Raw genomic sequence first — 25,283 nt, 5'->3', positions numbered from 1 at the left:
GAGATGCTACTGGAGCCGACGCACAACCGCATTTATCCGCTCATCGGTGGCGGTCATCGCTATACGAATGTGGTTTTTCCCCGCGACGCCGTAGAACTCTCCCGGAGCCACCAGGATGCCCGCCTCGGCCAGGCGTTTGACCTGGTCCCAGCAGTCGGAGCCGTCGGTGGCCCAGAGGTAGAGCCCGGCCTGGGAGTGCTCGATCCGCCAGCCGGCCGATACCAAAGCCGTACGGAGTGCGTTTCGGCGCGCCGCGTAGCGGAGGCGCTGGTCATCGGCGTGCTCGTCGTCGTCGAGCGCGGCGGTCATGGCGGCCTGGACCGGTCCGGGGACCATCATGCCCGCGTGCTTCCTGACCTCTAGCAGCTGCCGCACCAAATCCGGATCACCTGTGACAAACCCGGCACGGTACCCGGCCAGATTGGAGCGTTTCGAGAGCGAGTGCACCGCCAGCAGCCCTTGGTGCGAGCCGCCGCACACGTCGGGGTGGAGGATCGAGACCGGCTGGTCCTCCCAGCCGAGCCCGATATAGCACTCGTCGGAGGCCACGACCGCGCCGCGTTCCCTGGCCCAGGCCACCACCTTGGCCAGGTGCCGGGCGGGCAGCACCCGCCCGGTCGGGTTGGAGGGGGAGTTCACCCAGACCAGCGGCACCCGCTGCGGACCCAGGCTGACCAGCCCGTCCGCCGGGTACGGCTCCGCCCCCGCCAGCCGCGCCCCCACGTCGTAGGTGGGGTAGGCCAGCTCGGGGAAGACCACCCGGTCACCGGGCCCGACGCCGAGCAGGGTGGGCAACCAGGCCACCAGCTCCTTGGAGCCGATGATGGGGAGCACCGCCTCCGGGTCCACGCGCACCCCGTGCCGCCGGGCCAGCCAGCCGGCCGCCGCCGCGCGCAGGGCGGGGGTGCCGTGGGTGAGGGGATAGCCGGGGCTGTCGGCGGCGTCGGCCAGGGCCTGCCGTACCGAGGGGGGAACGGAGTCGACGGGCGTGCCTACCGACAGGTCGGCCAGGCCGTCCGGGTGGGACAGGGCGATCTCCTTGTACGGCGCCAGCCGGTCCCACGGGAAGTCGGGCAGTGCTTTCAACGGTGTCCCCCTACGAGTCACGCAGAGCGCATGCGGAAGCCGCCCGCCGGGCTGCTTCCCCCAGCAGGCGGCCGACCGCCGGTTTTAATGCTCGGTCAGTGGCCTTCGGCCTGCGGCGGCAGCGCTGCCACGATTTCATGGTCCTTCTCGATCTTGCCCACCTTGGAGGCACCCCCGGGCGAGCCCAGGTCCTCGAAGAAGTCCACGTTGGCGCGGTAGAAGTCCTTCCACTGCTCAGGCAGGTCATCCTCGTAGAAGATTGCCTCAACCGGGCAGACCGGCTCGCACGCCCCGCAGTCCACACACTCGTCGGGGTGAATGTAGAGCATGCGGTTGCCCTCGTAGATGCAGTCGACGGGGCACTCCTCGATGCACGCCTTGTCCAGGACATCCACGCAAGGCTGCGCGATGACGTAGGTCACCTCGGGCTCCTTCTTTCCGGCACGAACACGGCCGCGGTTGCTAACGCCTAGTATTGCGTTGCCTGCCTGGTGGCTGAAACAGGAGGGGGCCAAAGGATGGCCTTCCATCTCGTGGTGAGCATCTCAGCGGAAGACGTGGGGCGGCGGGTGTCGGTGCGACGCCGTTGTCCAGAGGGCTTCCGCGATGTCGTGGGCGTGCTGGAATCCTGGTCCGGCGGCGTGCTGGCGGTGCGCAGGCGGGACGGCACGCTGGTGGAGTTCTCCGAGCACGTCATGGTGGCGGCAAAGGTCGTGCCCGGCTGACGGCGTGTCCGCTCGACCTGGGGCAACCTCGCGCCAAGTATTCAAAGGGTGACCACACGTGTTCTCGGACTGTTCGCCCTGCTCGCGGTGGCCTCGGCCGCCTGTTCCACGCCACCGGTGGATGACAAGAAGCTGCCACCGGTCAATCCGAAGGCGGCCGGCCTCCAGCAGGGCTTCGGCACGCTGGACCGGCTGGCCGAGGCGGCCAGGAACGAAGGCACGCTGACCGTGATCGGGCTGCCCCGGACCTGGGTGAACTTCGGCGAGATCATGGACAGGTTCGCCGACAAGTACGACATCAAGATCAACGCCATCAGCCCCGACATGGCGAGCAGCCAGCAGCAACTCCAGGGCGCCGGCGGCCAGGCCCCGGACGTGTACGACCTGAGCCTGGACGTGGCGGTCGCCAACGCCGACAAGTTCGCCCCGTACAAGGTGACGGGCTGGCAGGACATCCCCGACGACCTGAAGGACCCGTCCGGCACCTGGTACGCCGGGTACGGCGGCTACATGTCCATCGGGTACGACCCGCGCCGCATGGCCGCTCCGCGCACCTTCGCCGAGCTCATCAAGCCGGGCAACACGGTGGCCCTGCCCGGCGACCCCACCAAGACCGCCTCCGGGTTCAGCGGGGTGATGGCGGCCTCGCTGGCGGGCGGGAAGGCCGACCCCGAGCGCGGCCTGAAGTACTTCACCGACCTGAAGAAGGCCGGCGCGCTGGTCTCCTCGCCGGAGCAGGCCACCGCCGTGCTGGACTGGGACTACCTCAACCTGGCCAGGGGCGCCGCCGCGGCCGAGCAGGGGCGGCCGGACTGGAAGGTGACCGTGCCGCAGAACGCGGTGCTGGCCTCGCACTACGCGCAGGCCATCAACGCGCAGGCGCCGCATCCGGCGGCGGCCCGGCTCTGGCAGGAGTTCCTCTTCTCCGACGAGGGCCAGAACCTGTTCCTGAAGGGGTTCGCCCGGCCGGTCCGGATGGAGGCCATGGAGATGCGGAACACGCTGGACAAGGAGGCCGCCGCCAAGCTGCCCAAAGTGTCCGGAACCCCGGTGACGCTCACCATTCCCCAGCAGGACGCCGCGAAGACGTACCTCAAGCAACATTGGGCACAGCAGATCGGTTAACGAACACGCATTCCACGAAGGCCGTACAGTATGCCTAACCGTGGAATGTGAGCCGATCTTGCGATATGACACCCCTAGTCTCATGAGGTGGAACGCTCGCGCGTACGACAGCTCTTTCGGCTACGTCTCCGCGCAGGGTGCGCCACTGGTTGAGCTGCTGGATCCGCAGCCGGGCGAGCGCGTGCTCGACCTGGGGTGCGGCACCGGCGTGCTGACCGCCGAGATCGCGTCCCGCGGCGCCCGGGTGCTCGGCATCGACGGATCCCATTCGATGATCGAGACCGCCCTGGCCCAGTTCCCCGGGCTGGACTTCACCGTCGGGGACGGGGCCGACTTCACCGTCGCGCAGCCGTACGACGCGGTCTTCTCCAACGCCGCGCTGCACTGGATGAGCCGCGACCCGGACGCGGTGCTGGACTGTGTCCGGATGGCGCTCCGTCCGGGCGGCCGGTTCGTCGGTGAGCTGGGCGGAGCCGGCAACTGCGCCGCGCTCACCTCCGCCATGCTCACCGCCTGGCGCGAGTACGGCCTGCGCGAGCCCGAGCTCCCGTGGTACTTTCCCAGCCCCGCCGAGTACGCGGTACGGCTGGAGCGGGCCGGTTTCACGGTGCGATTGGTGGAATACTTCGATCGGCCCACCCCGCTGGACGAGTGCCCGAACGGCGCCGCCGACTGGGTGCGCATGTTCGCCCACTCGCTGCTGGACGGTGTGCCGGTGGGGACGGTGGAGCCCCTGCTCCGCCGGGTCAACGAACTCGCGGCCCCCGCGTTGCGCCGGGAGTCCGGCTGGATGGCCGACTACGTGCGCCTGCGCTTCGCCGCGGAACGCAGTTGACCGTGATTACCCGGATACGGGGTTGACGCACGGGTTCGGTCACACGCGCGCGGCTCGGCGCTGGTTCTGGACGTCACTGAGGAAACTCCCGCCGCGGCGAGGGATTTGCCAGACTATGGTCTGGTCTTACGTACGTGATGGGGATGGCGATGAACTTTAGCCTGAGTGACCTTGTGCCACCGCTGCGCTGGAGTGACGCTGCCAACGTCCCCGTTCCCGCGGACCTGCCGGACGCCTGGTGGCGCAGCCTGCCGATGGCCCGGGTGCTGGCCACGACCGGCCCCGACAAGCTGGCCGAGATGCTGACCGAGCTGGCCCTGGACCTGTGGCCGGCGGCGGCCATCGGGGATGTGCTGCCCGCGTTGCACGTGCTGGACCCCGACGAGGCCGACGACCCCCAGGTGGCGATCGCGCTGGACCGGGCCGGGTCCTGGACCGGGCTGCTCGCGCTGACCGGGCGGGAGCTGGGCGACCAGCCGTTCGTGAAGGTCCGCCCGGTGCTGACCGCGCTGTTCGCCGCCGTGTTCCACCGCCTCGGCGCAACCCCGGCGGCCGCGCCGCGCACCGCCGCCGCGCCCCGACCGGCCGCCGCGCAGGGCCCGCTGGCCCTCAAGCCCTGGGAACCGATCCGGGTGGAGCCCCCGGCGGTGGCCGTCCCCGCCCCCCGGGCCGGGTTCTCCGGGGCCGAGCTGCCCCTGCTGCTGGACAACGTGTTCGCCGCGCTGGACGACCAGACCTGGATGGTGGCGCAGAACCGGGTCTTCACCGACACGCCGACCCCGGTGGAGGAGCTGGCCCGGCTGCTGGCCGTGCCCGCCGGGCTGATCGAGGCGATGGAGAAGGCGCTGCGGGCCCGGCTGGCGGAGTGGCTGGCCAGTCCGGAGTCGGCGCCGTTCCGCGAGCATGTGGACCAGATGGTGGTGCAGCTCGGGGTGGCCGCGCCGAAGACCCGGCTGATCGGGGCGGCCGAGTGGCACGAGGAGGAGCTCCGCTCGCTGGACGTGCCGGCCTGGCAGTTCGTGCTGGCCGCGCTGCCCGGGTACGAGGTGTCCGGGGAGTGGCTGGTCGCCGGGGACCTGGCGGAGTTGCACGAGAAGACCGTCGGGCTGATCATGAATGCGGACCGGCCGCCCACGGTGAGCCGGGCCCTGGAGCTGGTCTCCAGTCTGGGTATCCATCCCGAGGTGGCCAAGGAGTGGCTGGAGAACGTGCCCCAGTTGCGCATCCAGAGCGGCAGCAACGGCGCCCAGCCCAAGTCGAAGCCGAAACCCCGCCCGCAACCCCGGCAGACCCGGCCCCCAGCATCCCAGCCCCCGCCCGCCGCCCCCGCGCCCAAACCGGAACCCAAACCGGAGCCGAAGCCGGAGCCGAAGCCGGAACCTAAGTCGGAACCGAAGCCGGAAGAACAACCCGAACCCCAGCCGGAGCGGAAGCCGGAACCCCAGCCGGAGACGGTGCTCAGTGGCGAGGTGAAGCCGAAGGACCCGGGGTTCAAGGACGTCGCGCTCACCCGCCGGTGTTTCCGGCAGCCCGACGGCCGGTGGTGGCTCCGGGTGGACGTCACCGCCGAGTACCTCACCGGAGGCGAGGTCCCGCTGCCCAGCGGCTTCGCCGCCTACCTCGGGCTGGCCCAGGGCGGCAGCCGTACCGTGAAGAGCGCCGCCGGGGACGTGGAGATGAGCTGGGAGGCGCGCCCGGCGCTGGGGTCCCTGCAACGCATCCTGACCGAGGTGGCCGCCAAGGAGGGCGGGCACATCTTCCTCACCCTCTCCGAGGAGGGCATGCTGCGGGTGCGCCACCTGCCCGCGGCCTCCGGCGGTGACAGCACCTCGCGGGCGCTGCGCCTGGTCGGCTACACCGCCCCCGGCGGCACGCCGGACCAGGCCACCAAGGTGATCGCCACCCGGATCGGCCTGACCGGCCCGGTCGGCACCGCCGATCTCCTGTCCCGACTCCAGGAGCGCGGGGACCGCGATCTGCTGTCCCTGCTCGGATAGCGACGGGACCCATGCCACGACTCGCGGTCTCTCTGGACTTCACCAAGGAGCTCAGCGCCTTGGCCCGGCCAGTGCGCCGGGACGCCGCGGTCGCCGTCCGCCGTTTCCTGCACAACTCCCCCGCCGGGCCGACCCCGGAGCGGGTGCGCAACGCCCGGGACCCCCGGGTGGCCACACTCCGGCTGAGCGACCGGTACCGGGGGGTGGTGGTCCGCCAGCGGGACGTCTACTGGCTGGTCGCGATCCTGCCGGACGCCGAGGCGTGGAACTACGCCCAGCGCCACCTGTTCACGGTGAACTCGGCGATCGGGGTGATCGAGGTCTGGGACGCCGAGGCGCTGGACCGGGTGGAACCCGCGCTGCGCCGCTCCTCGGCCGGGTCCACCCGCCGCCTGTACAGCCACATCTGCGACACCGACCTGCTCAACCTGGGCATCGACCAACGGCTGCTGCCGCTGCTGCGGCTGATGTCCACCGACGCGCACCTGGCCGCGGTGGAGCCGCTGCTGCCGGAGAGCCAGTACGCGCCGCTGGCCTGCCTGGCCCAGGGCGGCTCGCTGGCGGAGGCGTGGCGGGAGCTGGACGGATGCCGGTGCATGCTGGCCGAGACCATCGACGAGGACGACCTGCTCACCGCGCTGGTGCGCACCCCCAGCAAGGCGGCCTTCGCGGCGGACCGGGTCGAGCTGGACCGCATCCTGACCGTGCCCGACTGGTGCACCTTCCTCTATCCGCCGCAGCACACCTACTCGCACTGGGAGACCTACGAGCAGCCCGCGCTGATCACCGGTGGCGCCGGGACCGGGAAGACGATCATCGTCCTGCACCGGGCGGCCTTCCTGGCCAGGGCGGGTACCGGCCCGATCCTGCTGGCCACCTTCTCCCAGGTGCTCGCCAACGAGCTGGCGGCCAAGCTGGACATGATCATCGATGATGAGGTGATCAGGAAGCGGGTCGAGGTCACCAACGTGGACCGGCTGGCCCACCGGATCGTGGCCGAGCACGAGGGCCGCTCGCCGACTCTGGTCGGGGATGTGGCCAAGTTCTGGCACGAGGCGGCCGGGAGCAGGTTCGGGGCGGCCTTCCTGCTCCGCGAGTGGGAGCAGGTGATCCTCTCCCAGAACCTGCGCACACTGGAGGAGTACCTGGCGGCCGAGCGGCCCGGCCGGGGGGTGGACCTGTCTCCGGAGATCAGGACCAATGTCTGGCACGCGGTCGAGCACGCCGTGGGCCGGCTCCGGCAGTCCGGGCGGCGTACCCTGCTCCAGCTGGTGAGCGAGGCCGCCGACCTGCTCGGGCAGTCCACCGGGGACATGCTGGGGGACCAGGCGCCGGGGCGGGAGCCGTACCGGCACATCGTGGTGGACGAGGCGCAGGACCTGCACCCGGCGCAGTGGCGGCTGCTGCGGGCGGCGGTGCCGCCGGGGCCCAACGACCTGTTCGTGGTGGGCGACCCGCACCAGCGGATGTTCGGCAACCGGGCCTCGCTGGCCGGGATGGGCATCCCGATCCGGCGGTTCCACCTGAAGATCTCCTACCGGCTGCCGCACGAGATCCTCTCCTTCGGCGTGCGGCTGCGCGGCGGCGGTCCGGTGGACGGCCTGGTGGACGGCATATCCGAGATGTACGGCTACCGCTCGCTCCAGCACGGCACCCGGCCGATGGTCCGCGAGTACGTCAGCCCCGAAGCGGAGCTCACCGGTCTGGTGGCGCACGTGAGCGAGTGGCTGGCCGACGGGGTGCCGCCGAACGAGGTCGCGGTGACGGCCAGGACCGTGGAACTGGTCAGGACCGCGCGGGCGGCGCTGCGCGCGGCGGGCATCGAGGTGAAGGTGACGGCACTCCATGGCATGAAGGGTCTGGAGTTCCGGCGGGTGGCCGTGATAGGCGTTGCGGATGGGATTGTCCCCTCGCCTGAAGCCCTGACGCCCGCCACCGAGGATCCGACCGCGCGGGCCCACGACCTGCAACGAGAACGGGGGCTGCTCTATGTGGCCTGCACGCGCGCGAACGAGTTGTTGTACGTGTCCTACTCCGGCCGGGCGAGTCCCTTCCTGCCCACCTGATCCCCTAATCTGAACTGCGGATATATTCCCCTTGCCGGTTGGACCTGCATGAATCTGAGCCTGAGCGACATCGTGCCTCCCCTGCGCTGGACAGCGCCCAGCCAGGTTGAGCCGATCGCCAGCGACCCCGGTCTCCCCGACGCGTGGTGGCAGGCGCTCCCGATCGACCGGGCCTGCGCCGCGGTGGGCACGGCACAGGTGGCGTCCCGGCTGGCCGATCTGGCCACCGCGTGCTGGGGCCATCTGGCGCTGGGCGACATCATGCCGCTGCTCAGGTTCACCGATCCGGTGGAGTCGGCGCGTACCCCGGGGAGCAGGGAGAGCGTGCACCGCATGTTCACCGGGCTGCTGGAGAAGCTGCTGGAGACCGAGCCGGGCGAGCAGGCCCCGGTGGCGCCGGAGCGGCCGCTGCCCGAGCTGGTGGACGCGGTCTTCGCGCGGCTGGACGACCGGCAGCGGGCGATCGCCAGGGACCGGCTCTACGCCGAGCAGCGGGCCACCCTGGACGAGCTGGCCCAGCGCTTCTCGGTCACCCGGGAGCGCATCCGGCAGATCGAACGGGACCTGCGCGACCACGTGGACGCCTGGCTGGCCGGCGCGGACGCGGCCCCGCTCACCGCGCACCTGGGCTGGCTGCGGACCCGGCTGGGTTCTGCCGTCCCCGCCGAGGACCTGGCCGCCGCGGTGCCCTGGCACCGCAGCGAGCTGGCCACCCTGGGCATCCCCGCCTGGCGGTTCATCCGCACCCTGCTGACCGGCTATGACCAGACCGACGGCTGGCTGATCGCGGGCGGCGCGGACGAGCTGCGGGAGAAGACCCGGGGCCTGTTCACCGACGGCCCGGTGCCGCTGTCCGACGCCATCAAGATGGTCTCCCAGCTGGGCGTGCGGGAGGACGTGGCCGAGCGGTGGCTGGCCGCGGTGCCGCACCTGCGGGTGCTGGAGGGGTACGTGGTGCCCTGGCCGCGCAGCGTCAACGACAAGGCCGAGGCGGTGCTGGCGGTGGCCGGCACGCCGCTGTCCCCTGAGGAGATCCAGACCCGGATCGGCGAGGACTACAGCCTGGTCGGCATCCGCAACCAGCTGACCGCCGACGAGCGGTTCATCCGGCTCGACCGCAACAAGTACGGCCTGGCCCGGTGGGGCGGCGAGGAGTACCTGGGCATCCGGGAGATGATCGCCAGGGAGATCCAGCGGGCCGGCGGCGAGGCCTCGGTCAACACCATCGTGTCCAGCCTGACCTCCAAGTACGAGGTGAGCGAGAGCTCGGTCCGGGCGTACGCGGGCGGGCCCGGGTTCGAGCGCACCCAGCGGGGCTGGATCCGGGTGGCGGGCGCCGAGCAGAGCGAGTACCAGCCGCGCCGGGACGTGTCCATGACCCGCCGCTGTTTCCGCAGCCGGGACGGGCGCTGGTGGCACCGGGTGGACGTCAACGCCGAGCACCTGCGCGGCTCGGGCTCCCCGCTGCCGACCGGCTTCGCGGCCCACCTGGGCATGGCCCCCGGCGGGCAGCTGACCGCCTCCACCGCCGCCGGCGAGGTGGTGATCAGCTGGCACAACCAGCCGACCATGGGGTCCATCCGCCCGGTGCTGGCCGAGTACAACGCCGCCGAGGGCGACCACGTCTTCCTGACCGTGTCGGACGGCGGCGAGCTGCTGACCCGGTTCCTGCCGGCCAGCCCGCCCGGGCTGCCCGCGCTCAACCGGGCCCTGCACCTGATCGGGTACACCGCGCCGGTGGCCTCGGAGGCGGAGGGGCTGCGGCTGATCGGGGCGCGGATCGGGCTGCCGGACGGCGCGGGCAGGGAGGAAGTCCTGGCACGGCTCCGGGAGCGCGGCGACCGCGACATTCTCGCGTTCCTGTAGCGGGCGTCGCCGGAGATCTGTCAGGATCTTCGGCACTTGTCCGTTACGGGGGGATTTTTCGTGAAGTTTTTACTTACGGGGTTGCTGACGCCTGCCGTCGCGATGGCCGTGGCCGGGATACCGGGGGTGGACGTCTCCAACTGGACGGGAGATGTGGACTGGGAGTCGGTGTCCCAGAAGGGGTCGGGGTTCGCGTTCATCCACGCCACCGAGGGGCTGGACTACAAGAGCCCGCGATTCGCCTCGCAGTTCGCGGGGGCGTCCACGGCGGGGATCTACCGTGGGGCCTACCACTTCGCCCAGCCGCACGAGTCCGGCGGGGCCGCGCAGGCCGATTTCTTCGTGCGGAACGGGGGCCGGTGGACTCCTGACGGCAAGACCCTGCCGGGGGTGCTGGACGTCGAGGACAACCCGTACAACAGCCTGAACAAGCTTGACCACTGCTACGGGCTCTCCCAGGAGGAGATGGTCGACTGGATCAGGGACTTCGCCAACCGGTACCGCGCGTGGACGCGGCGGGATGTGATCATTTATACGACCACGGCCTGGTGGCGGAGTTGCACCGGGGACTCGCTGGAGTTCGCCCGCAATCCCCTGTGGCTGGCGCGCTGGGGGAAGTCGGTGGGTGAGCTGCCGTCCGCCTGGAAGAAGCACACCTTCTGGCAGTCCGCGGCCAAGGGCAACCACGCCGGGGGCGCCGACCGGTTCAACGGGACCGCCTCGCAGCTGCGTGCGCTGGCCTTCCCGCCGATCCGGTACCAGCTGGCCGGGCGGGCGGTGCGGCGGAACGCGTACACGATCACGATCACCAACACGGGGGCGCGGGCGGCGACCGGCCTCAGCGTGTACGGCAAGACGTTCGGCTCCAACAAGCTGGTGAAGGCGCCGAAGGCGTGCAGGGTCACGGCGACCGTGCTGCGGTGCAAGCTGCCCGAGCTGGCCCCGGGCAAGAGCGTGAAGCTGACGGTGGCCACCAAGGTGAAGGGCGCCGCCCCGGTCGGCCTGCGGGTGGCGGTGGGGTCGGCGAAACTGACGCTGCGCGGGTGATCTCGCACAGCTGATCTGGATGGGTCCCCGTGGGTAGGCTCGGAGCATGTTGCGGCTCTATGACACGCGACACCGGCAGGTGCTGCCGGTTCTGCCCGCAGGGGCTCGTTCGATGCGGATGTACACCTGCGGGCCGACCGTCTACCGCTTCGCCCATGTCGGAAATTTCCGTTCGTACCTGTTCGCGGATCTGGTCCGGCGGGTGGTCGAGCGGCACGGGGCCCGGGCGGTGGTCTGCCAGAACATCACTGATGTGGGGCATCTGGTGGACGACGCGGAGATCGACCCCACCGGGGAGGACAAGGTCCTCGCCCAGGCCAGGGCCGAGGGCCGGTCCTCGCTGGAGATCGCGCGCTTCTACGAGGAGGCGTTCCGGTCGGACGCGCTCGCGCTGAACCTGCGCCCGCCGGAGCACACCCCCCGGGCCACCGAGACCATCGACCTGATGATCGAGCTGATCGCCAAGCTCATCGAGAAGGGCCATGCCTACGTGGGCACGGACGGCTCGGTCTTCTTCGACGCCCAGTCCTTCCCCTCCTACGGCGAGATTTCGGGAAATCGGCTGGAGGCGCTGCGGCCCGGGCACCGGGTCGACGGCGTCGACACCCGCAAACGTTTCCACGCCGACTGGGCGCTCTGGAAGCACTCCCACCGCGACATGACCTGGGACACCCCGTGGAGCCGCGGCTTCCCCGGCTGGCACATCGAGTGCTCGGCCATGTCCCTGCACTACCTCGGCGAGCGCATCGACCTGCACACCGGCGGCATCGACCTGCGCTTCCCGCACCACGAGGACGAGCGGGCCCAGTCCGACGCGGCCACCGGCCACGAGGTGGTCCGCCACTGGGCGCACGGCGAGCACCTGCTCTTCGACGGCCGCAAGATGGCCAAGTCCACCGGCAACGTGGTGCTGCTGGCCGACGTGGTCGCCGAGGGCCTCGACCCCCTCGCGGTACGGCTGGCGCTGATGGAACACCGCCACCGCCAGCAGATGAACCTCACCTGGGACACCCTCCGGGCGGCCGACCGTACCGTACGGCGCTGGCGCGCCAAGGTGGCCGAATGGGCGGAGTCACCCAGCAGGCCCATCGACGCCGGGTACCGCGAGCGCGTGCAGTCCTGCTTCGACGACGACCTGGACACCCCCGCCGCGCTGCGCGTGCTGCGCGAGCTGGAACGGGCCGAGGACGTGGCCCCCGGCGCCAAGTTCGAGACCTTCCTGCACTTCGACCACCTCCTGGGCCTGGACCTGTCCACCGAGATCGGCAAGGTGCCCGCGCTGCCGCCGGGCGCGGCCGAACTGCTGGAGCAGCGCGCCCGCGCCCGGGAGGCCCGGGACTGGGCGGGCTCCGACCGGCTCCGGGAGACGCTCGCGGGCCTCGGGGTCAAGGTCGCGGACACCCCTTCCGGGCAGACCTGGACGTTCTAGCGCCGCCAGCGGGGCGGGCAGCGGCGGTAGCCGCCGTCCTCCAGGTTGGCCATGCGCTCGAACACGTTCCAGGACGCCAGGTCTCCGGTGACCGCGTACGAGAGCGTCAGGTTCAGCACGTACAGCACCAGCATCGGCAGGCCGAGGCAGGCGGCGTACTGGGAGGCGTGCCTGGCCTCGTGGGCCAGCAGCCTGCCGTGCAGGAACCCGTCGGGGTGCTTGGTGAGGATGACGTTGCCCACGGTGAACGCGCCGGCGATCGGGAACGGGATGCGGTAGCCGTGCGCGTACACCAGGCCGAGGTCGCCCCGGCGGACGGTGGCGCCGCCGACGCGGGCGATGAGCAGGCCGAGCGGCGTGGACAGGTTCACCCAGTTGATCACCCGCCGGGCCTGGTGGCGTGGCTTCATGCCTCCCATGGTGACCCGGATCACAGGCGACGGTAACGGCCTTCGTGGTACAGGAGGGGCTCACCGTCCTGGGGGGTGCCCACCGTCTCGACCGAGCCGACGATGATCGTGTGGTCACCGGCGGAGTGGGTGGCCGTGGTCCGGCACTCCAGGGTGGCGATCGCCTCGTCCAGCAGCGGCACCCCTAACATGCCCCGGTGGTGGGGGTGCCCGGCCAGCCGGCCGGCCAGCGGACGGCCCCGGTGGGCGAAGAAGCGGGAGGTTTCCTCGGCCTCGGCGGCGAGCACGGACACGCCCCAGACGCCGGACCTGAGCACGGAGTCGTGGAACCGGGCGATCTTCTCGGCGCAGAACAGGGCGAGCAGCGGGTCCAGGGAGACCGAGCTGAAGGAGTTGACCGTCATGGCGTGGTCCATGCCCTCGTCCACCGTGGTCACGATGGCGATGCCGGTGGCGAAGCGGCCGACCACCTTGCGGTAGAGGTCCCTGTCTGCGTACACGGGGTTACTTTATTCGGACATTTTGCCGAAGTAGCCAGGAGCCCCCCGTTGAGGGGATCAACAGGACGGCGACCGCGGAGGCCAGCATGCCGCCGTACAGGTAGACATAGCCGGCCAGGTCGCCGGCGATGGTCAGGTCGCCCTCGGGGCGGCGGCCGGACAGGACGAAGGAGACCAGCAGCCAGGAGAGCATGGGCAGCAGCGCGGCCAGCCGGGTCCCCATCAACCGGCCCATGCCCCACGGCAGCGCGAACAGCGCCACGACCCACCCCACCGCCGCGATCGGGATGTCCTGCAGGTACCACGCGTGGCTGAAACCGCCCAGCACGCCGAGCACCACCCCGAGGATGAGCAGCACGCCGTACGCGGCCCCGGTGATGGCCGCCGCCCGAGCGCCCGGGAGTTCGGAACCGTCCGGAACCTCCGGGGCGACCCCCGGGGCGAGCATGCCCATCATGCCGCCGAGGTTAGCCGATCCCCGAGAAGAGCCCGACCTCCAGGTCATAGGGCTCGCCGATCCCCCCGGCCTCGACCGGCGCCCCAGGCCCGCCCGGACCGCGCACCCCGTCGGCCAGGATGAAGTGCTCGACCCCCAGCACCTCCTGCCCGATGTTGTTGGACAGCGCGAACCAGGGCGCGTCCACCGAGATCTGCGTCGCGTGCGCCCGCATCGCCGCCAGCTTGGCCTCCGCGTACGGCCGGGCGTCGACCTCCGTGGTGATCTCCGTGTCCTCGGCCCCGAACGGGAGGTCATCGATCGCCCCCTCCGCCCAGAAGGCCGGGAACGCCGCGCCCGCCGCCCGCATCGCCTCCGCCGACCGCCGCATCACCGACCGCGCCAGCGCCGTGTGGTAGAACTTCGCGACCTCCACCGAACTCCCCCGGACCGTCTGGAACGCCCGCCACGCCACCCGGTGGGCCTTGATGTGATCGGGGTGCCCGTAGAACCCGATCTCGTCATAGGTCACCATGACCTGCGGCCGGACCTCCTCGATCACCTCCACCAGCAGCCGGGCGGCTTCCCCCACGTCAGCCCGCCAGAAGCACCGCGGATCACCGTTGCTGGCCGCGCCCATCATCCCGGAGTCCCGCCAGCGACCCGGACCCCCGAGAAACCGGTGGTCGCTCACCCCGAGGGCGGCACAGGCCCGCGCCAGCTCCCCCGTCCGGTACTCGCCCAGCGCGTCCTCCCCCGCCAGATGCGCCAGCTCCGGCGGGATGATCTCCCCTTCTTCCCCCAGCGTGCAGGTCACCAGCGTGACCTGGGCCCCCTCGGCGGCGTACTTCGCCATCGTCGCCCCGGTCCCGATGCTCTCGTCGTCGGGATGGGCGTGCACCAGCAACAACCGCCGCTCAGTCATCCCCCGACCATATCGTCGGCATCTGTAGCGGTGGAGCCGAGGTTTGGTTGATATTGGGTGGTTGTGGCTTGGCGGTAGGTTTACCTGAGCTTTGCGTGACTAGTATTTGCTTGGCTCGGAAAAGTTTGATGGTCGTGGGAGGTCGCGGTGGTTGGACGCGTGCGACGACGGGTCGCGTCCACGGTGGCCGCTACCTTGGCGTCGGTCGGCGTGGTTGTGATGATCGCGGCCGCCAGCGCCTACGCGGGGCCGGTGGATCCGTGCGCCCAAGGGGAATGTGACACGATCACCGTGACCATGACGGTGTCCGGGAGCGGGGATCCCACGGCGGATCCGGTGGTCACGGTCACCCAGACGGTCACCCCGTCGCCGTCAGGCGCGGCCTCGCAGCCGGAAGCGCCGTCGACGACACCGGCGCCGATTCCGACGGTTGCGCAGACGTTACCCACCGGCGATCCGATCATCGAGCCGCCGAGCGAGACCGCCACCGAGTCCGAGGAAGCGGTTCAGCTCCCGCCGGCGAGGCCGACCACCGAGCCGAGCGCGTCGGGCCCGGCCTTCACCGATCCCGAGCCGCAGACCGTGCCGATCGAGATCCGCAACGCCAGCCCCGAGTTCGACCAGGTCAACCTGAGCCGGAAGCTGGCCGCCCCGGCCGCCCTGCTGGTGCTGCTCGCGCTGCTCGGCTGGCTGGTCTTCGAGGGCCGGCTGCGCCGCCTGGCCCACGCCGCCGCCGTACGCCGCGCCGGGCCGATCCCCCCGCACGCGCTCGGCCCCGGCATGCCGATGGCCCACGGCGGGATGGTGCCCTACCCCGGCTACCCGGTCCAGCCGTACGCGCCGCAGGTGGTCAGCTACGTGCCGGTGCCGTATCCGATGCCGTACCCGCAGCCGCCCTACGTGTACCCGGGCCAGGAGGGGCAGCCCCCGTACGTCGCCCCGCACCAGGAGCACTACGCGCAGGGGTACGTGATCGAGCGGACCGTCCAGGAGCCCATCCCGGGCCAGCACGTGGGCGACGGAACCGCCGTCTACCCGATCCACGGCGAGCAGCCGGAAGAGGACCCGCGCCGCCGCAAGCCGTACTAGAGCCGTCCCTGGAGCCATCCTGGAGCCGGTCTGGCGGTCTCGTACCGCATCCGCGACCATTTCGATCGGCCGGTGTCACATCTGGGACGTCGGCGGTGCTCTACGAATGTGGATGTTGTAGGGCATGGTGGGAGCGCCCCGGCTGTCCTGTTGAGTGGCGGCCACGGCGCGGCGGCCAGGCGGGCCGAGCGGAGGGACGGCGTGGTGGTGTCGGGTCCTCCGGGACAGGTGACTGTCAGAGCCGACCTCGAACAGGTCTTCCGGTCGGCCTATCCGCGAGTCGTCGCGGTCGCCGCCCGGGTGCTCGGTTCCCGAGACGAGGCCGAGGACGTGGCGCAGGAGGTGTTCCTGACCTTCGGGCGCTCCTCGATACCGGCCGGGGAGGCGGTGGGCTGGTTGTCCGTCGCCGCGGCGCACACCGCGCTGAACCACCTCCGCTCCGGCCGTCGTCGGGCCTGGCGTGAAGAGGCCGCCGACGGTGGCGATGGCGTCAGCCCGGATGTCGCCGACGCGGTCGTGACCCGCGACGAGCGCCGCCGGGTGCGGGCGGCACTGGCGCGGCTGCCCCGCAGACAGGCCGTCGCCCTCGTCCTGCGGCACAGCGGCCTCAGCTACGCCGAGGTCGCCGCCGCTCTCGATCTTTCCCCCGGCAGCGTGGGCACCACCGTGCGACGCGCCGAGTCCGCTCTGCGCGAGGAGTTGAACCGTCATGCGTCATCCGACTGACGGCACGCTGCGCCGGCTCCTGGACGAGCCGGCCGGCGTCGCCGAGGCCGATCGCGAGCACGTCGCCGGCTGCCCGGCGTGCCTGTCCGGACTGGCGGCCGCCCAGGAGGACGCGGCGGTCGCCAGCGCGGCCCTGAGCGTCCAGTCCGCGAGCGTCCAGTCCGCGAAAGTCGAGTCCGTCAGCGTCCAGTCCGTGAGCGTCGAGTCCCTGAGCGTCGAGTCCGACGTGGACGTGGACGCGGGGTGGCGCCGCCTGTCGCGCGCGCTCGCCGAGGAAGGGCGGGCGGCCCCTGGCTCCTCTGCCTCCCCCGCCCGCCGTTGGCGTGCGGTGCTGCGCAGCCCGGTGGTCGCCGTGGTCGGCGTCGTCGTCCTGCTGGCCGGGGCCGGTGCCGCGGCCGCCGTGGACTGGCTGCAGATCTTCCGGACCGAGCAGATCGCACCGGTCACCGCCCCCCGGGCCGACCTGGTCAAACTGCCCGACCTGTCCGCCTTCGGGAAACTGGAGGTCACCGGACAGGTCGACGTGCGCCAGGTCGCCGACGCCGCCGCCGCGGAGAAGGCCAGCGGTCTCTCCGTCCCGCGGGTGGCCGAGCTGCCCCGCGGCGTGACGGGAGAACCCACCTACCACGTCGGCGCCCGGGCGAGCGCGGTGTTCACCTTCTCGGCCGAGAAGGCGGCGCGGACCGCCGCGGCGGCCGGCCAGACGGCGCCACCACCACCCCCGGGCCTGGACGGCAGCCAGTTCCAGCTGGTCGCGGGTCCGGGGCTCGCCGCGGTCTGGTCGGCGAACCGCCCCTTCCCCGCCCTGATCGTGGCGCGCGCTATCGCACCCACCGCGTACTCCTCGGGCGTCCCGTTCGACACGGCTCGCGACTACCTGCTGTCCCTGCGCGTGCTGCCCGAGGACGTCGCCTCGCAGCTGCGCGGCTTCTCCGGCGAGGCGATGACGCTACCCCTGTTCACGGCGACCGAACAGTCCACGAGCACCACCGCCGACGTCGGCGGGGTGCCGGCCACGGTGCTCACCCCGCGCGACGGCACGATGGCTGCCGTGGTCTGGGTGAGCGACGGTGTGGTCACCGCGGTGGCCGGTTCGCTGAGCGCCGACGAGGCGCTGTCGGTGGCCAGGGGGTTGCGATGGAACCGATGATCAGCGACACCGCCGCCGCGGAGCGGCTGCTCGCGGAACTGCCCCCCGCGGCGGCGGTGTGGTGCTCGGGCCTGCGCAAGCGGTACCGGCGGCGGACGGCGGTCGACGACGTGTCCCTCACCGTCGGCCGCGGCGAAGTGGTGGGCCTGCTCGGACCGAACGGAGCCGGCAAGACCACCGTCATCAAGATCCTTCTCGGTCTGGTCCGGCCCGACGCCGGGGAGGCGCTGGTACTCGGGCACCCGGCCCGGGACCCACGTGCCCGGGCCCGCGTCGGATACCTGCCGGAGCTCTTCCGCTACCAGCCATGGCTCACCGCGAGCGAGGTGCTGGCCCTGCACGTCCGGCTCGCGGGCGTCGCGGTGCCCGCCCAGGAGCGGCGCGAGTGCCTGGCCGCCGTCGGCCTGGCCGACCGCGCCCGGGACCGGGTGGGCGGCTTCTCCAAGGGGATGCAGCAGCGCCTCGGACTGGCCGTCGCGCTGGTGGCCCGCCCGGAACTCGTCGTCCTCGACGAGCCGACCAGCGCCCTGGACCCCATCGGCCGGGCCGACGTCCGGGACCTGCTGCTGTCCCTCAAGGCCCGCAAGGTCGCCGTCCTGCTCAACTCGCACCTCATCGGCGAGGTCGAGCGGGTCTGCGACCGGGTCGTCATCCTGGACCGGGGCCAGGTCGCCGCCTCCGGCACCCTGGCGGAACTGCTCGGCAAGCGCGAACTGCGACTGCGGCTCGGCGAGGTGAGCGCCGAGGCGGAGGCGCGGCTGGCCGCCGTCGGCCGGTTCACCCGCAGCGGAGACTCCTTCACCGTCGCGCTGCCCGCCGCCGAGGACAGCGCCTCGGTGCCGGACCTGGTGGCCGACCTGGTCGGCCTCGGGGTGCGCGTGCACGCGGTCGAACCCGCACGGATCAGCCTGGAGGACCGGCTGCTCGACATCCTCCGCGCCGACGACGGCGGTGACCGCTCATGACCGCCCGGATCGTGTTCACCATCGCCGCCCTCACCCTCCAGGAGGCCGCACGCCGACGGGTGCTGCGCGCGCTCGCCGTGCTGACGGTCGCGCTGCTGACGCTCAGCGCCTGGGGGTTCTCCCGGCTGGTCGAGGTCGAGTTCGACGGCAGCGCGCTCACCAGCGGCGAGGCCCGGCTGGTGGCCTCCCAGCTGCTCAACCTGGTGATGTTCGGCCTGAGCCTGATCGCCGCCCTCGGCACGGCGTTCCTCGCCGGTCCCACCCTGGCCGGCGAGATCGAGTCGGGGACGGCGCTGGCGATCCTGGCGCGGCCGATCCGGCGCCAGGCGGTGCTGCTGGGCAAATGGCTGGGGCTGGTGGCCTTCGGCAGTGGTTTCGTGGCCATGGCCGGACTCGCCCAGTTCCTCATCGTCTGGGCCACCACGGACTACTGGCCGCCGCAGCCGGTGACCGGGCTGGCGCTGCTCGCGGCGCAGACGGCGGTGCTGCTCACCCTGGGCCTGCTGCTGTCCACCGCCATCTCGCCGATGGCCTCCGGCATCGTGGCGGTCGGCCTCTTCGGCGCCACCTGGATCGCGGGCGTGGTCGGCGGGGTCGGCCAGGCCCTCGGCAACGAGGGTGTGGCCCAGGTCGGCACCGTCTCCCGGATGCTGCTCCCGACGGACGGCCTGTGGCGCGGGGCCATGCACGCGTTCCAGGACCCGATCACGCTGGCGCGGTTCGACGGCCCCGCGCTCCGGGGCGGCTTCCCGTTCCTGAGCAGTGCCTCGCTCACCACCGCTTACCTGGCCTGGACCGGCCTCTGGGTCGTCCTGGTGCTCGGGCTCGCGATGGCGTCCTTCCGGCGTCGCGATCTGTGAGCCGTTCAGGCTAGTCGCGGACGTGTTCGGTGTGGGCGACCGCGAGGTCGAGGAGCATGCGGACGTGGGCGTCGTCGAGGCTGTAGTACGCCATGCGGCCGGCCCGGCGGACCGAGACCACCCGGTGCGCGCGGAGCAGGCGGAGCGCGTGCGAGGTGGCGGATTCGCTGAGGCCGCTGACCACGGCCAGGTCGCAGACGCAGAGCTCGCCCTCGACCAGGGCGAGCAGCAACCGGAGCCGTCCCGGGTCGGACAGCAGCCCGAACACCTCGGCGGTGTCCTTCAGGTCGCTGTCGCCGGGCATCCGGACCCGCACCGCCGCGACCCGCTCGGCGTCGACGATCCGGGCCTCGCACGCGTCCACATCTGAAGCCTGTTTCATATGACGACAATAACGGTTACGCCGGTCGGAAAGCCCCGACCGGCGTTCACCCGTGGTTCATCGGGTCACCCGTACCAGCGGAAGATCCGTTATCGGCGGAAGATCTTGTTACCCAGCCAGACCAGCGGGTCGTACTTCCGGTCGACGACGCGTTCCTTCATCGGGATGAGGGCGTTGTCGGTGATCTTGATGTGTTCTGGGCAGACCTCGGTGCAGCACTTGGTGATGTTGCAGTAGCCGAGGCCGTGCTCCTCCTGGGCCAGGTCCTTCCGGTCCGCCACGTCGTACGGGTGCATGTCCAGCTCGGCGATGCGCATCAGGAACCGCGGACCCGCGAAGTTGACCTTGTTCTCTTCATGGTCCCGGATCACGTGGCAGACGTTGTTGCACATGAAGCACTCGATGCACTTGCGGAACTCCTGCGAGCGCTCCACGTCGATCTGCTGCATGCGGTACTCGCCGGGCCGCACGTCGGCGGGCGGCGTGAAGGACGGGATCTCCCGAGCCTTCTGGTAGTTGTACGACACGTCGGTGACCAGGTCCTTGATCACCGGGAACGTCCGCATCGGCGTGACGGTGATCGTCTCGTCCTCCGAGAAGGTGGACATCCGCGTCATACACCCCAGGCGCGGCTTCCCGTTGATCTCCATCGAACAGGAACCGCACTTGCCGGCCTTACAGTTCCACCGCACCGCCAGGTCCGGCACCTGGGTCGCCTGGAGCCGGTGGATGACATCGAGGACGACCTCGCCCTCGTTCACCTCGACGGTGAAGTCCTCCAGCTTGCCCTCGCCGCCTTCGCCGCGCCAGACCCGGAACTTCGCCTTGTACCCCATCACGACTCTCTCTTCTGTGCTACCAGCGGCCCCGCGAGCGCGGCGTCGAACTCCGCCATTTCGTCCTCGGTGAGGTACTTGGACAGCTCGCCCCGGTCGAACAGGGTGATCAGGTCGTCCCGCATGGACTGCTGGACCTTCTCCACCACGGAGACCTCCGACCCGTCCGGCGCCGCCGAGCAGACCAGGAGTTTGCGCCGCCAATCCGGCGACATGATCGGGTAGTCGTCCCGGGTGTGCCCGCCCCGGCTCTCCTCGCGGAGCAGCGCCGCCTTGGCCACGCACTCGCTGACCAGCAGCATGTTCCGCAGGTCGATGGCCAGGTGCCAGCCGGGGTTGTAGATCTTGCCACCGGCCGCGGCCGTGTTCTTGGCCCGCGACTTCAGCTTCTCCACCACTTCCAGCGCCTCGCTCAGCTCGCCCGCCCTGCGGATGATGCCGGCCAGCTCGTTCATGGTGCGCTGCAGCTCGTGGTGGACCTCGTACGGGTTCTCCCCGCCGGCGCGCTCCAGCGGAGCCAGCGCCTCGGCCATGGCCTCCTCGACCCCGGTCACCACCGGGCGCTTGGCCAGACCGTCGATGTACTCGGCGGCGCCCGCCCCGGCGCGGCGGCCGAAGACCAGCAGGTCGGACAGGGAGTTGCCGCCCAGGCGGTTGGAGCCGTGCATGCCGCCGGAAACCTCACCGGCCGCGAACAGTCCGGGCACCGAGGCGGCCGCGGTGTCGGCGTCCACCTCCACCCCGCCCATGATGTAGTGACAGGTCGGGCCGACCTGCATGGGCTCCTTGGTGATGTCGACGTCGGCCAGTTCCTTGAACTGGTGGTGCATCGAGGGCAGCCGCTTGACGATCTCGGCGGCCGGAAGCCGGGTGGACACGTCCAGGAACACCCCGCCCTGCGGGGATCCCCGCCCGGCCTTCACCTCGGAGTTGATCGCCCGGGCCACCTCGTCCCGGGGCAGCAGCTCCGGCGGACGCCGGTTGCCGGCCTGGTCGGTGTACCAGCGGTCGGCTTCCTCCTCGCTGGTGGCGTACTTGTCCTTGAACACGTCAGGGATGTAGTTGAACATGAACCGCTCGCCCTGCGCGTTGCGGAGCACGCCGCCGTCGCCGCGGACCGACTCGGTGACCAGGATGCCGCGCACCGAGGGCGGCCAGACCATGCCGGTCGGGTGGAACTGGATGAACTCCATGTTGATCAGCTTCGCGCCCGCCAGCAGGGCCAGCGCGTGCCCGTCGCCGGTGTACTCCCAGGAGTTGGAGGTCACCACGTACGACTTGCCGATGCCGCCGGTGGCCAGCACCACGGCGGGGGCGTCGAAGACGATGAACTTGCCGGTCTCCCGCCAGTAGCCGAACGCGCCGGAGATGGCGTCGCCGTCCTTGAGCAGCCGGGTGACCGTGCACTCGGCGAAGACCTTGATGTAGGCCTCGTAGTCGCCGTGTACCTGGTAGTCCTCCTGCTGGAGGGCGACCACCCGCTGCTGCAGCGTGCGGATCATCTCCAGGCCGGTGCGGTCGCCGACGTGCGCGAGACGGGGATACTCGTGCCCACCGAAGTTCCGCTGGCTGATCTTGCCGTCCTTGGTGCGGTCGAACAGCGCGCCCCAGGCCTCCAGCTCCCAGACCCGGTCCGGAGCCTCCTTGGCGTGCAGTTCGGCCATCCGCCAGTTGTTGAGGAACTTGCCGCCCCGCATGGTGTCACGGAAGTGCACCATCCAGTTGTCGTCGGAGTTGACGTTCCCCATGGCGGCGGCGGCGCCGCCCTCGGCCATGACCGTGTGGGCCTTGCCGAACAGGGACTTGCAGACGATCGCCGTCCGCTTGCCCTGCTGCCGTGCCTCGATCGCCGCCCGCAGTCCGGCACCGCCGGCTCCGATGACGACGACGTCGTATTCGTGACGCTCCACGATGACAATCCTTACGCGAACGGGAAGTTGATGACGCCCTTGGCGACCAGTCGCACGTACAGGTCGGCGATCATGACCGAGAACATCGAGGCCCAGGCGAGTGGCTGGTGCTTGGCGTTGAGCTTCGAGACGAACGTCCAGGCCCGGTAGCGCAGCGGGTGCTTGGAGAAGTGGTTGAGCCGTCCGGCGGTGATGTGCCGGCAGGAGTGGCACGACACCGTGTACGCGACGATCAGCACCGCGTTGACCAGCAGGATCCACGTTCCGAGCCCGGCTGGTTTGTGGATGAGGGCGAGGATCGCGTCGTAGGTCAGGACGGCGCCGATCACGATCGCCCCGTAGAAGAAGTAGCGGTGGACGTTCTGGATGATCAGCGGCAGCCGGGTCTCCCCGGTGTACTTCTTGTGCGGCTCGGCGACGGCGCAAGCGGGGGGTGACAACCAGAACGACCGGTAGTACGACTTCCGATAGTAGTAGCACGTCAGCCGGAACCCGGCAGGCAGGCCGAGGATCAGCAGGCCGGGCGGCAGGCCGTACCAGTCGCCGAACGGGGCGAAGCCCAGGAACCGGGCGCCCTCCGGACAGGAGGTCGCCAGGCAGGGCGAGGAGAATGGTGCGATATAGGGATCGACGAAGTAGCTTCCATCGAAAATCGCCCAGAAACCGTAGATGAGAAATGCCGACAGGCCTGCGAACGTCAGTGCCGGGGCAAGCCACCATCGGTCGGTGCGCAGCGTGCGCACCTTGAGCTGAGCGCGTTGTTTCCTGGCCGGGCTCTCGGCCGTTGTCTGGGTCATCCGGGGACCTCTCCACCGCGTACGGACGCCGTATTGGTGGGGGCTACGTTACGACCACGCAAACAGCATGTGTGAAGCGGGTCACTCACTTTGGCTTTGTGATTCCTGTCACGTGCCCCGATAGGTGTTCCCAGGCAGCTTAACCACTGTCACAAAGAAGTCATCAATCTGCCTTACCACCCGGATGAACTGGTCGAAGTCCACGGGCTTGGACACGTAGGCGTTGGCGTGCAGCCGGTAGCTGCGCAGGATGTCCTCCTCGGCCTCGGAGGTGGTGAGCACCACCACGGGGATGGCGCGCAGCTCGGGATCGTCCTTGATCTCCTCGAGCACCTCCCTGCCGTCCTTGCGGGGCAGATTGAGGTCGAGCAGGATCAGGTCGGGCCGGGGCACGCCCGCGTAGTCGCCCTCCCGCCGCAGGAACTCCAGCGCCTGCTCGCCGTCGTTGACCACGTGCAGCTTGTTGCGGACCTTGTTGTGCTCGAACGCCTCCTGGGTGAGCAGCACGTCGCCCGGGTCGTCCTCGACCAGCAGCACGTCGATCCAGCGCAGGTCATTCACTTGGTGCCTCCAGGGTCCAGCGGAACGTGGTGCCGGGCTTGCGGTCCTCCAGCCAGATGCGGCCGCCGTGGTACTCGACGATTTTCCGGCAGAGCGCCAGGCCGATGCCGGTGCCGGGGTAGACGTCGCGCGGGTGCAGCCGCTGGAAGATCAGGAAGATCCGGTCGGCGTACTTGGTGTCGATACCGATGCCGTTGTCGGAGCAGGAGAACTCCCACACGGAGCCGTCCCTGCGCACCCCGATATGGATCACCGGCGGTTCCTCGGAGCGGAACTTGATGGCGTTGCCGATCAGGTTCTGGAACAGCTGGGTGAGCAGCAGCCGGTTGCCGTTCACCGTCGGGAGCTCGTCGTGGGTGATCACGGCCCCGCTGTCCTCGATGCGGGCGGCCAGGTTGCCGACGGCCGCCTCGTACACCTCCGAGACCGCGATCGGCTCGCGTTCGGTGCTCACCCGGCCCACCCGGGAGAAGTCCAGCAGGTCGTTGATGAGCAGCTGCATGCGCTTGGCGCCGTCCACCGCGAACTTGATGTACTGCTTGGCCCGATCGTCCAGCTGGTCGCCGTACCGCTGCTCCAGCATCTGGGTGAAGCTGGCCACCTTGCGCAGCGGCTCCTGCAGGTCGTGGCTGGCCACGTAGGCGAACTGCTCGAGCTCGCCGTTGGAGCGGCGCAGTTCCACGGCCTGGTCCTCCAGCGCCCGCTTGGCCTGGGTGGCGGTGCGCCACTCCCGGACGATGCGGCGGCGCATGGCGTCCACGTGGCCGGAGAGCTCGGCCATCTCGGCGGGGTGGTGGACGGTCAGCGACCGGTCGAACTCGCCCTGGGCCACCGCGCGGACCTGGGCGGCCAGCCGGTTCACCGGGCGGATCACGACCAGCCGGACCAGCAGGGTGAACAGCACGGCGGCCAGCACCAGCAGCGCGACCAGCACGATCAGCGCCCGGTAGAAGGTGTTCCAGCCCTTCTCCAGCCGCTCGCTGCCGGTCCGGTGCAGGGCCTCCAGGTGCTGCTGCTGGGTGGCGAAGGCGCTGCGGACCGCGCCGAACCTGATGTTGTTGACGTCGGCATATCCGGAGGCGGTCTCCCGGCCCTTGCTCGGCACGTCGCGGACGATGGCGTCGGCGTAGGCGAGCCGCCAGTCGTCGATGGCCGACCGCAGATGCGCCAGGTCGGCGGCCACCTCTGGCACGCGCGGGATGAACGCCTGGAGCGCGTTCCCCGCGGCCGTCTCGGCGACCCTGGCCTGGTTGTACTCGGCCAGGTAGGAGGGCTCGTTGGTCCGGCCGTAGCCGCGGATGGAGCTCTCCTCGGTGGTCATCGCGGTGGACATCTCCAGCGTGTGGAGCACCATCGGGTCGATCACCTCGATGATGTACTCGCGGGCCTCGCGGGTCTCGTTCAGCGTGGTGAGGGTGACCGCGATGGCCGCCGTGAAGGCCAGCACCAGGGCGGCGCCGACGAGCAGGAACCACCGCCCCACCGGCAGCCGCCCGAAACCGCGCGCGGGCTTCGGCGGGGGAAGCGGATCCAGCTTCACCGTCACCTCTTCTCGTTCAC

25 protein-coding genes are annotated in these 25,283 nt (G+C 70.6%); 13 read left to right on the top strand and 12 right to left on the bottom strand.

Annotated features, from left to right (window positions below):
• Window positions 1-6 precede the first annotated feature (6 nt).
• Both dapC and fdxA read right to left on the bottom strand, forming a co-directional pair.
• Window positions 7-1,086 carry a succinyldiaminopimelate transaminase gene (gene dapC, locus KIP79_RS33910; RefSeq protein WP_214109059.1) on the bottom strand — a complete coding sequence of 360 codons (1,080 nt, stop codon included), beginning with the start codon at window positions 1,084-1,086 and terminating at the stop codon, window positions 7-9.
• A gap of 95 nt (window positions 1,087-1,181) precedes the next feature.
• Entirely contained in the window at window positions 1,182-1,508 is a 327-nt protein-coding gene (gene fdxA / locus KIP79_RS33905; protein WP_214109058.1) for a ferredoxin, read from the bottom strand.
• A gap of 96 nt (window positions 1,509-1,604) precedes the next feature.
• Here fdxA and KIP79_RS33900 point away from each other — a divergent pair, with 96 nt between their 5' ends.
• The 8 genes from KIP79_RS33900 (at window position 1,605) to cysS (ending at window position 12,176) form a co-directional block, all read left to right on the top strand.
• Window positions 1,605-1,811, top strand: a complete 207-nt coding sequence (locus KIP79_RS33900; RefSeq protein ID WP_214109057.1) for a putative acetyltransferase — start codon at window positions 1,605-1,607, stop codon at window positions 1,809-1,811.
• 48 nt (window positions 1,812-1,859) lie between these two features.
• Window positions 1,860-2,936 (top strand): ABC transporter substrate-binding protein, encoded by a 1,077-nt coding sequence (locus KIP79_RS33895; protein ID WP_214109056.1) that lies wholly within the window; start codon window positions 1,860-1,862, stop codon window positions 2,934-2,936.
• Between the two features lie 82 nt (window positions 2,937-3,018).
• Complete coding sequence (locus KIP79_RS33890; RefSeq protein ID WP_214109055.1) at window positions 3,019-3,771, top strand: class I SAM-dependent methyltransferase; 753 nt, start codon at window positions 3,019-3,021, stop codon at window positions 3,769-3,771.
• Between the two features lie 149 nt (window positions 3,772-3,920).
• On the top strand, window positions 3,921-5,768 hold the full coding sequence (locus KIP79_RS33885) for a hypothetical protein (protein WP_214109054.1): 1,848 nt from the start codon (window positions 3,921-3,923) through the stop codon (window positions 5,766-5,768).
• A gap of 11 nt (window positions 5,769-5,779) precedes the next feature.
• Window positions 5,780-7,834: a UvrD-helicase domain-containing protein gene (locus KIP79_RS33880; RefSeq protein ID WP_214109053.1), complete on the top strand. Its 2,055-nt coding sequence runs from the start codon at window positions 5,780-5,782 to the stop codon at window positions 7,832-7,834.
• Between the two features lie 48 nt (window positions 7,835-7,882).
• Complete coding sequence (locus KIP79_RS33875; protein ID WP_214109052.1) at window positions 7,883-9,700, top strand: sigma factor-like helix-turn-helix DNA-binding protein; 1,818 nt, start codon at window positions 7,883-7,885, stop codon at window positions 9,698-9,700.
• A 60-nt stretch (window positions 9,701-9,760) separates the two neighbouring features.
• A complete protein-coding gene (locus tag KIP79_RS33870) occupies window positions 9,761-10,747 on the top strand; it encodes a GH25 family lysozyme (protein WP_214109051.1) in 987 nt (328 codons plus the stop codon).
• A gap of 46 nt (window positions 10,748-10,793) precedes the next feature.
• Window positions 10,794-12,176 carry a cysteine--tRNA ligase gene (gene cysS, locus KIP79_RS33865; RefSeq protein ID WP_214109050.1) on the top strand — a complete coding sequence of 461 codons (1,383 nt, stop codon included), beginning with the start codon at window positions 10,794-10,796 and terminating at the stop codon, window positions 12,174-12,176.
• Here cysS and KIP79_RS33860 read toward each other — a convergent pair.
• The 4 genes from KIP79_RS33860 to mshB are packed head-to-tail and all read right to left on the bottom strand — an operon-like array spanning window position 12,173 to window position 14,447.
• The gene (locus tag KIP79_RS33860; protein ID WP_214109049.1) at window positions 12,173-12,586 is read right to left on the bottom strand and encodes a hypothetical protein; all 414 of its coding nucleotides are present in this window, start codon (window positions 12,584-12,586) and stop codon (window positions 12,173-12,175) included. The two genes, cysS and KIP79_RS33860, sit on opposite strands and share 4 nt — an antisense overlap.
• Window positions 12,587-12,606: 20 nt before the next feature.
• Window positions 12,607-13,086 carry a flavin reductase family protein gene (locus KIP79_RS33855; RefSeq protein WP_214109048.1) on the bottom strand — a complete coding sequence of 160 codons (480 nt, stop codon included), beginning with the start codon at window positions 13,084-13,086 and terminating at the stop codon, window positions 12,607-12,609.
• Between the two features lie 4 nt (window positions 13,087-13,090).
• On the bottom strand, window positions 13,091-13,543 hold the full coding sequence (locus tag KIP79_RS33850) for a DUF6113 family protein (RefSeq protein ID WP_214109047.1): 453 nt from the start codon (window positions 13,541-13,543) through the stop codon (window positions 13,091-13,093).
• A gap of 10 nt (window positions 13,544-13,553) precedes the next feature.
• Window positions 13,554-14,447: an N-acetyl-1-D-myo-inositol-2-amino-2-deoxy-alpha-D-glucopyranoside deacetylase gene (gene mshB, locus KIP79_RS33845; RefSeq protein ID WP_214109046.1), complete on the bottom strand. Its 894-nt coding sequence runs from the start codon at window positions 14,445-14,447 to the stop codon at window positions 13,554-13,556.
• A gap of 159 nt (window positions 14,448-14,606) precedes the next feature.
• On the opposite strand from mshB, the gene KIP79_RS33840 reads away from it, so the two are divergent.
• From KIP79_RS33840 to KIP79_RS33820, 5 genes are all read left to right on the top strand, one after another.
• The gene (locus tag KIP79_RS33840) at window positions 14,607-15,536 is read left to right on the top strand and encodes a hypothetical protein (protein WP_214109045.1); all 930 of its coding nucleotides are present in this window, start codon (window positions 14,607-14,609) and stop codon (window positions 15,534-15,536) included.
• A gap of 150 nt (window positions 15,537-15,686) precedes the next feature.
• Complete coding sequence (locus KIP79_RS33835; RefSeq protein WP_214109044.1) at window positions 15,687-16,262, top strand: sigma-70 family RNA polymerase sigma factor; 576 nt, start codon at window positions 15,687-15,689, stop codon at window positions 16,260-16,262.
• Window positions 16,246-17,412, top strand: coding sequence for a hypothetical protein (locus KIP79_RS33830; RefSeq protein ID WP_214109043.1), 1,167 nt, complete (start codon window positions 16,246-16,248; stop codon window positions 17,410-17,412). The genes KIP79_RS33835 and KIP79_RS33830 overlap by 17 nt, the downstream gene beginning before the upstream one ends.
• Complete coding sequence (locus tag KIP79_RS33825; RefSeq protein ID WP_214109042.1) at window positions 17,400-18,377, top strand: ABC transporter ATP-binding protein; 978 nt, start codon at window positions 17,400-17,402, stop codon at window positions 18,375-18,377. The genes KIP79_RS33830 and KIP79_RS33825 overlap by 13 nt, the downstream gene beginning before the upstream one ends.
• A complete protein-coding gene (locus KIP79_RS33820) occupies window positions 18,374-19,237 on the top strand; it encodes an ABC transporter permease (RefSeq protein WP_214109041.1) in 864 nt (287 codons plus the stop codon). Before KIP79_RS33825 ends, KIP79_RS33820 begins: the two co-directional genes overlap by 4 nt.
• Window positions 19,238-19,247: 10 nt before the next feature.
• Here the strand turns inward: KIP79_RS33820 and KIP79_RS33815 are convergent, their stop codons facing one another.
• The 6 genes from KIP79_RS33815 to KIP79_RS33790 all read right to left on the bottom strand — a co-directional run bounded on the left by KIP79_RS33815 (window position 19,248) and on the right by KIP79_RS33790 (window position 25,269).
• Window positions 19,248-19,619 (bottom strand): ArsR/SmtB family transcription factor, encoded by a 372-nt coding sequence (locus tag KIP79_RS33815; RefSeq protein WP_214109040.1) that lies wholly within the window; start codon window positions 19,617-19,619, stop codon window positions 19,248-19,250.
• 89 nt (window positions 19,620-19,708) lie between these two features.
• A complete protein-coding gene (locus KIP79_RS33810; protein ID WP_214109039.1) occupies window positions 19,709-20,455 on the bottom strand; it encodes a succinate dehydrogenase/fumarate reductase iron-sulfur subunit in 747 nt (248 codons plus the stop codon).
• Window positions 20,455-22,365, bottom strand: coding sequence for a fumarate reductase/succinate dehydrogenase flavoprotein subunit (locus tag KIP79_RS33805; RefSeq protein ID WP_443611869.1), 1,911 nt, complete (start codon window positions 22,363-22,365; stop codon window positions 20,455-20,457). The genes KIP79_RS33810 and KIP79_RS33805 overlap by 1 nt, the downstream gene beginning before the upstream one ends.
• An 11-nt stretch (window positions 22,366-22,376) precedes the next feature.
• Window positions 22,377-23,162 (bottom strand): succinate dehydrogenase subunit SdhC, encoded by a 786-nt coding sequence (gene sdhC / locus KIP79_RS33800; protein WP_214109038.1) that lies wholly within the window; start codon window positions 23,160-23,162, stop codon window positions 22,377-22,379.
• Between the two features lie 108 nt (window positions 23,163-23,270).
• Entirely contained in the window at window positions 23,271-23,723 is a 453-nt protein-coding gene (locus KIP79_RS33795; RefSeq protein ID WP_214109037.1) for a response regulator, read from the bottom strand.
• Window positions 23,716-25,269, bottom strand: a complete 1,554-nt coding sequence (locus KIP79_RS33790; RefSeq protein ID WP_214109036.1) for a sensor histidine kinase — start codon at window positions 25,267-25,269, stop codon at window positions 23,716-23,718. Before KIP79_RS33790 ends, KIP79_RS33795 begins: the two co-directional genes overlap by 8 nt.
• Window positions 25,270-25,283: the final 14 nt, after the last annotated feature.

This window comes from Acrocarpospora catenulata (assembly GCF_018476525.1).
Taxonomy (GTDB): domain Bacteria; phylum Actinomycetota; class Actinomycetes; order Streptosporangiales; family Streptosporangiaceae; genus Acrocarpospora; species Acrocarpospora catenulata.
The sequence above is the reverse complement of the archived record's forward strand: the minus strand, read 5'-3'. Positions and strand labels throughout refer to the sequence as shown.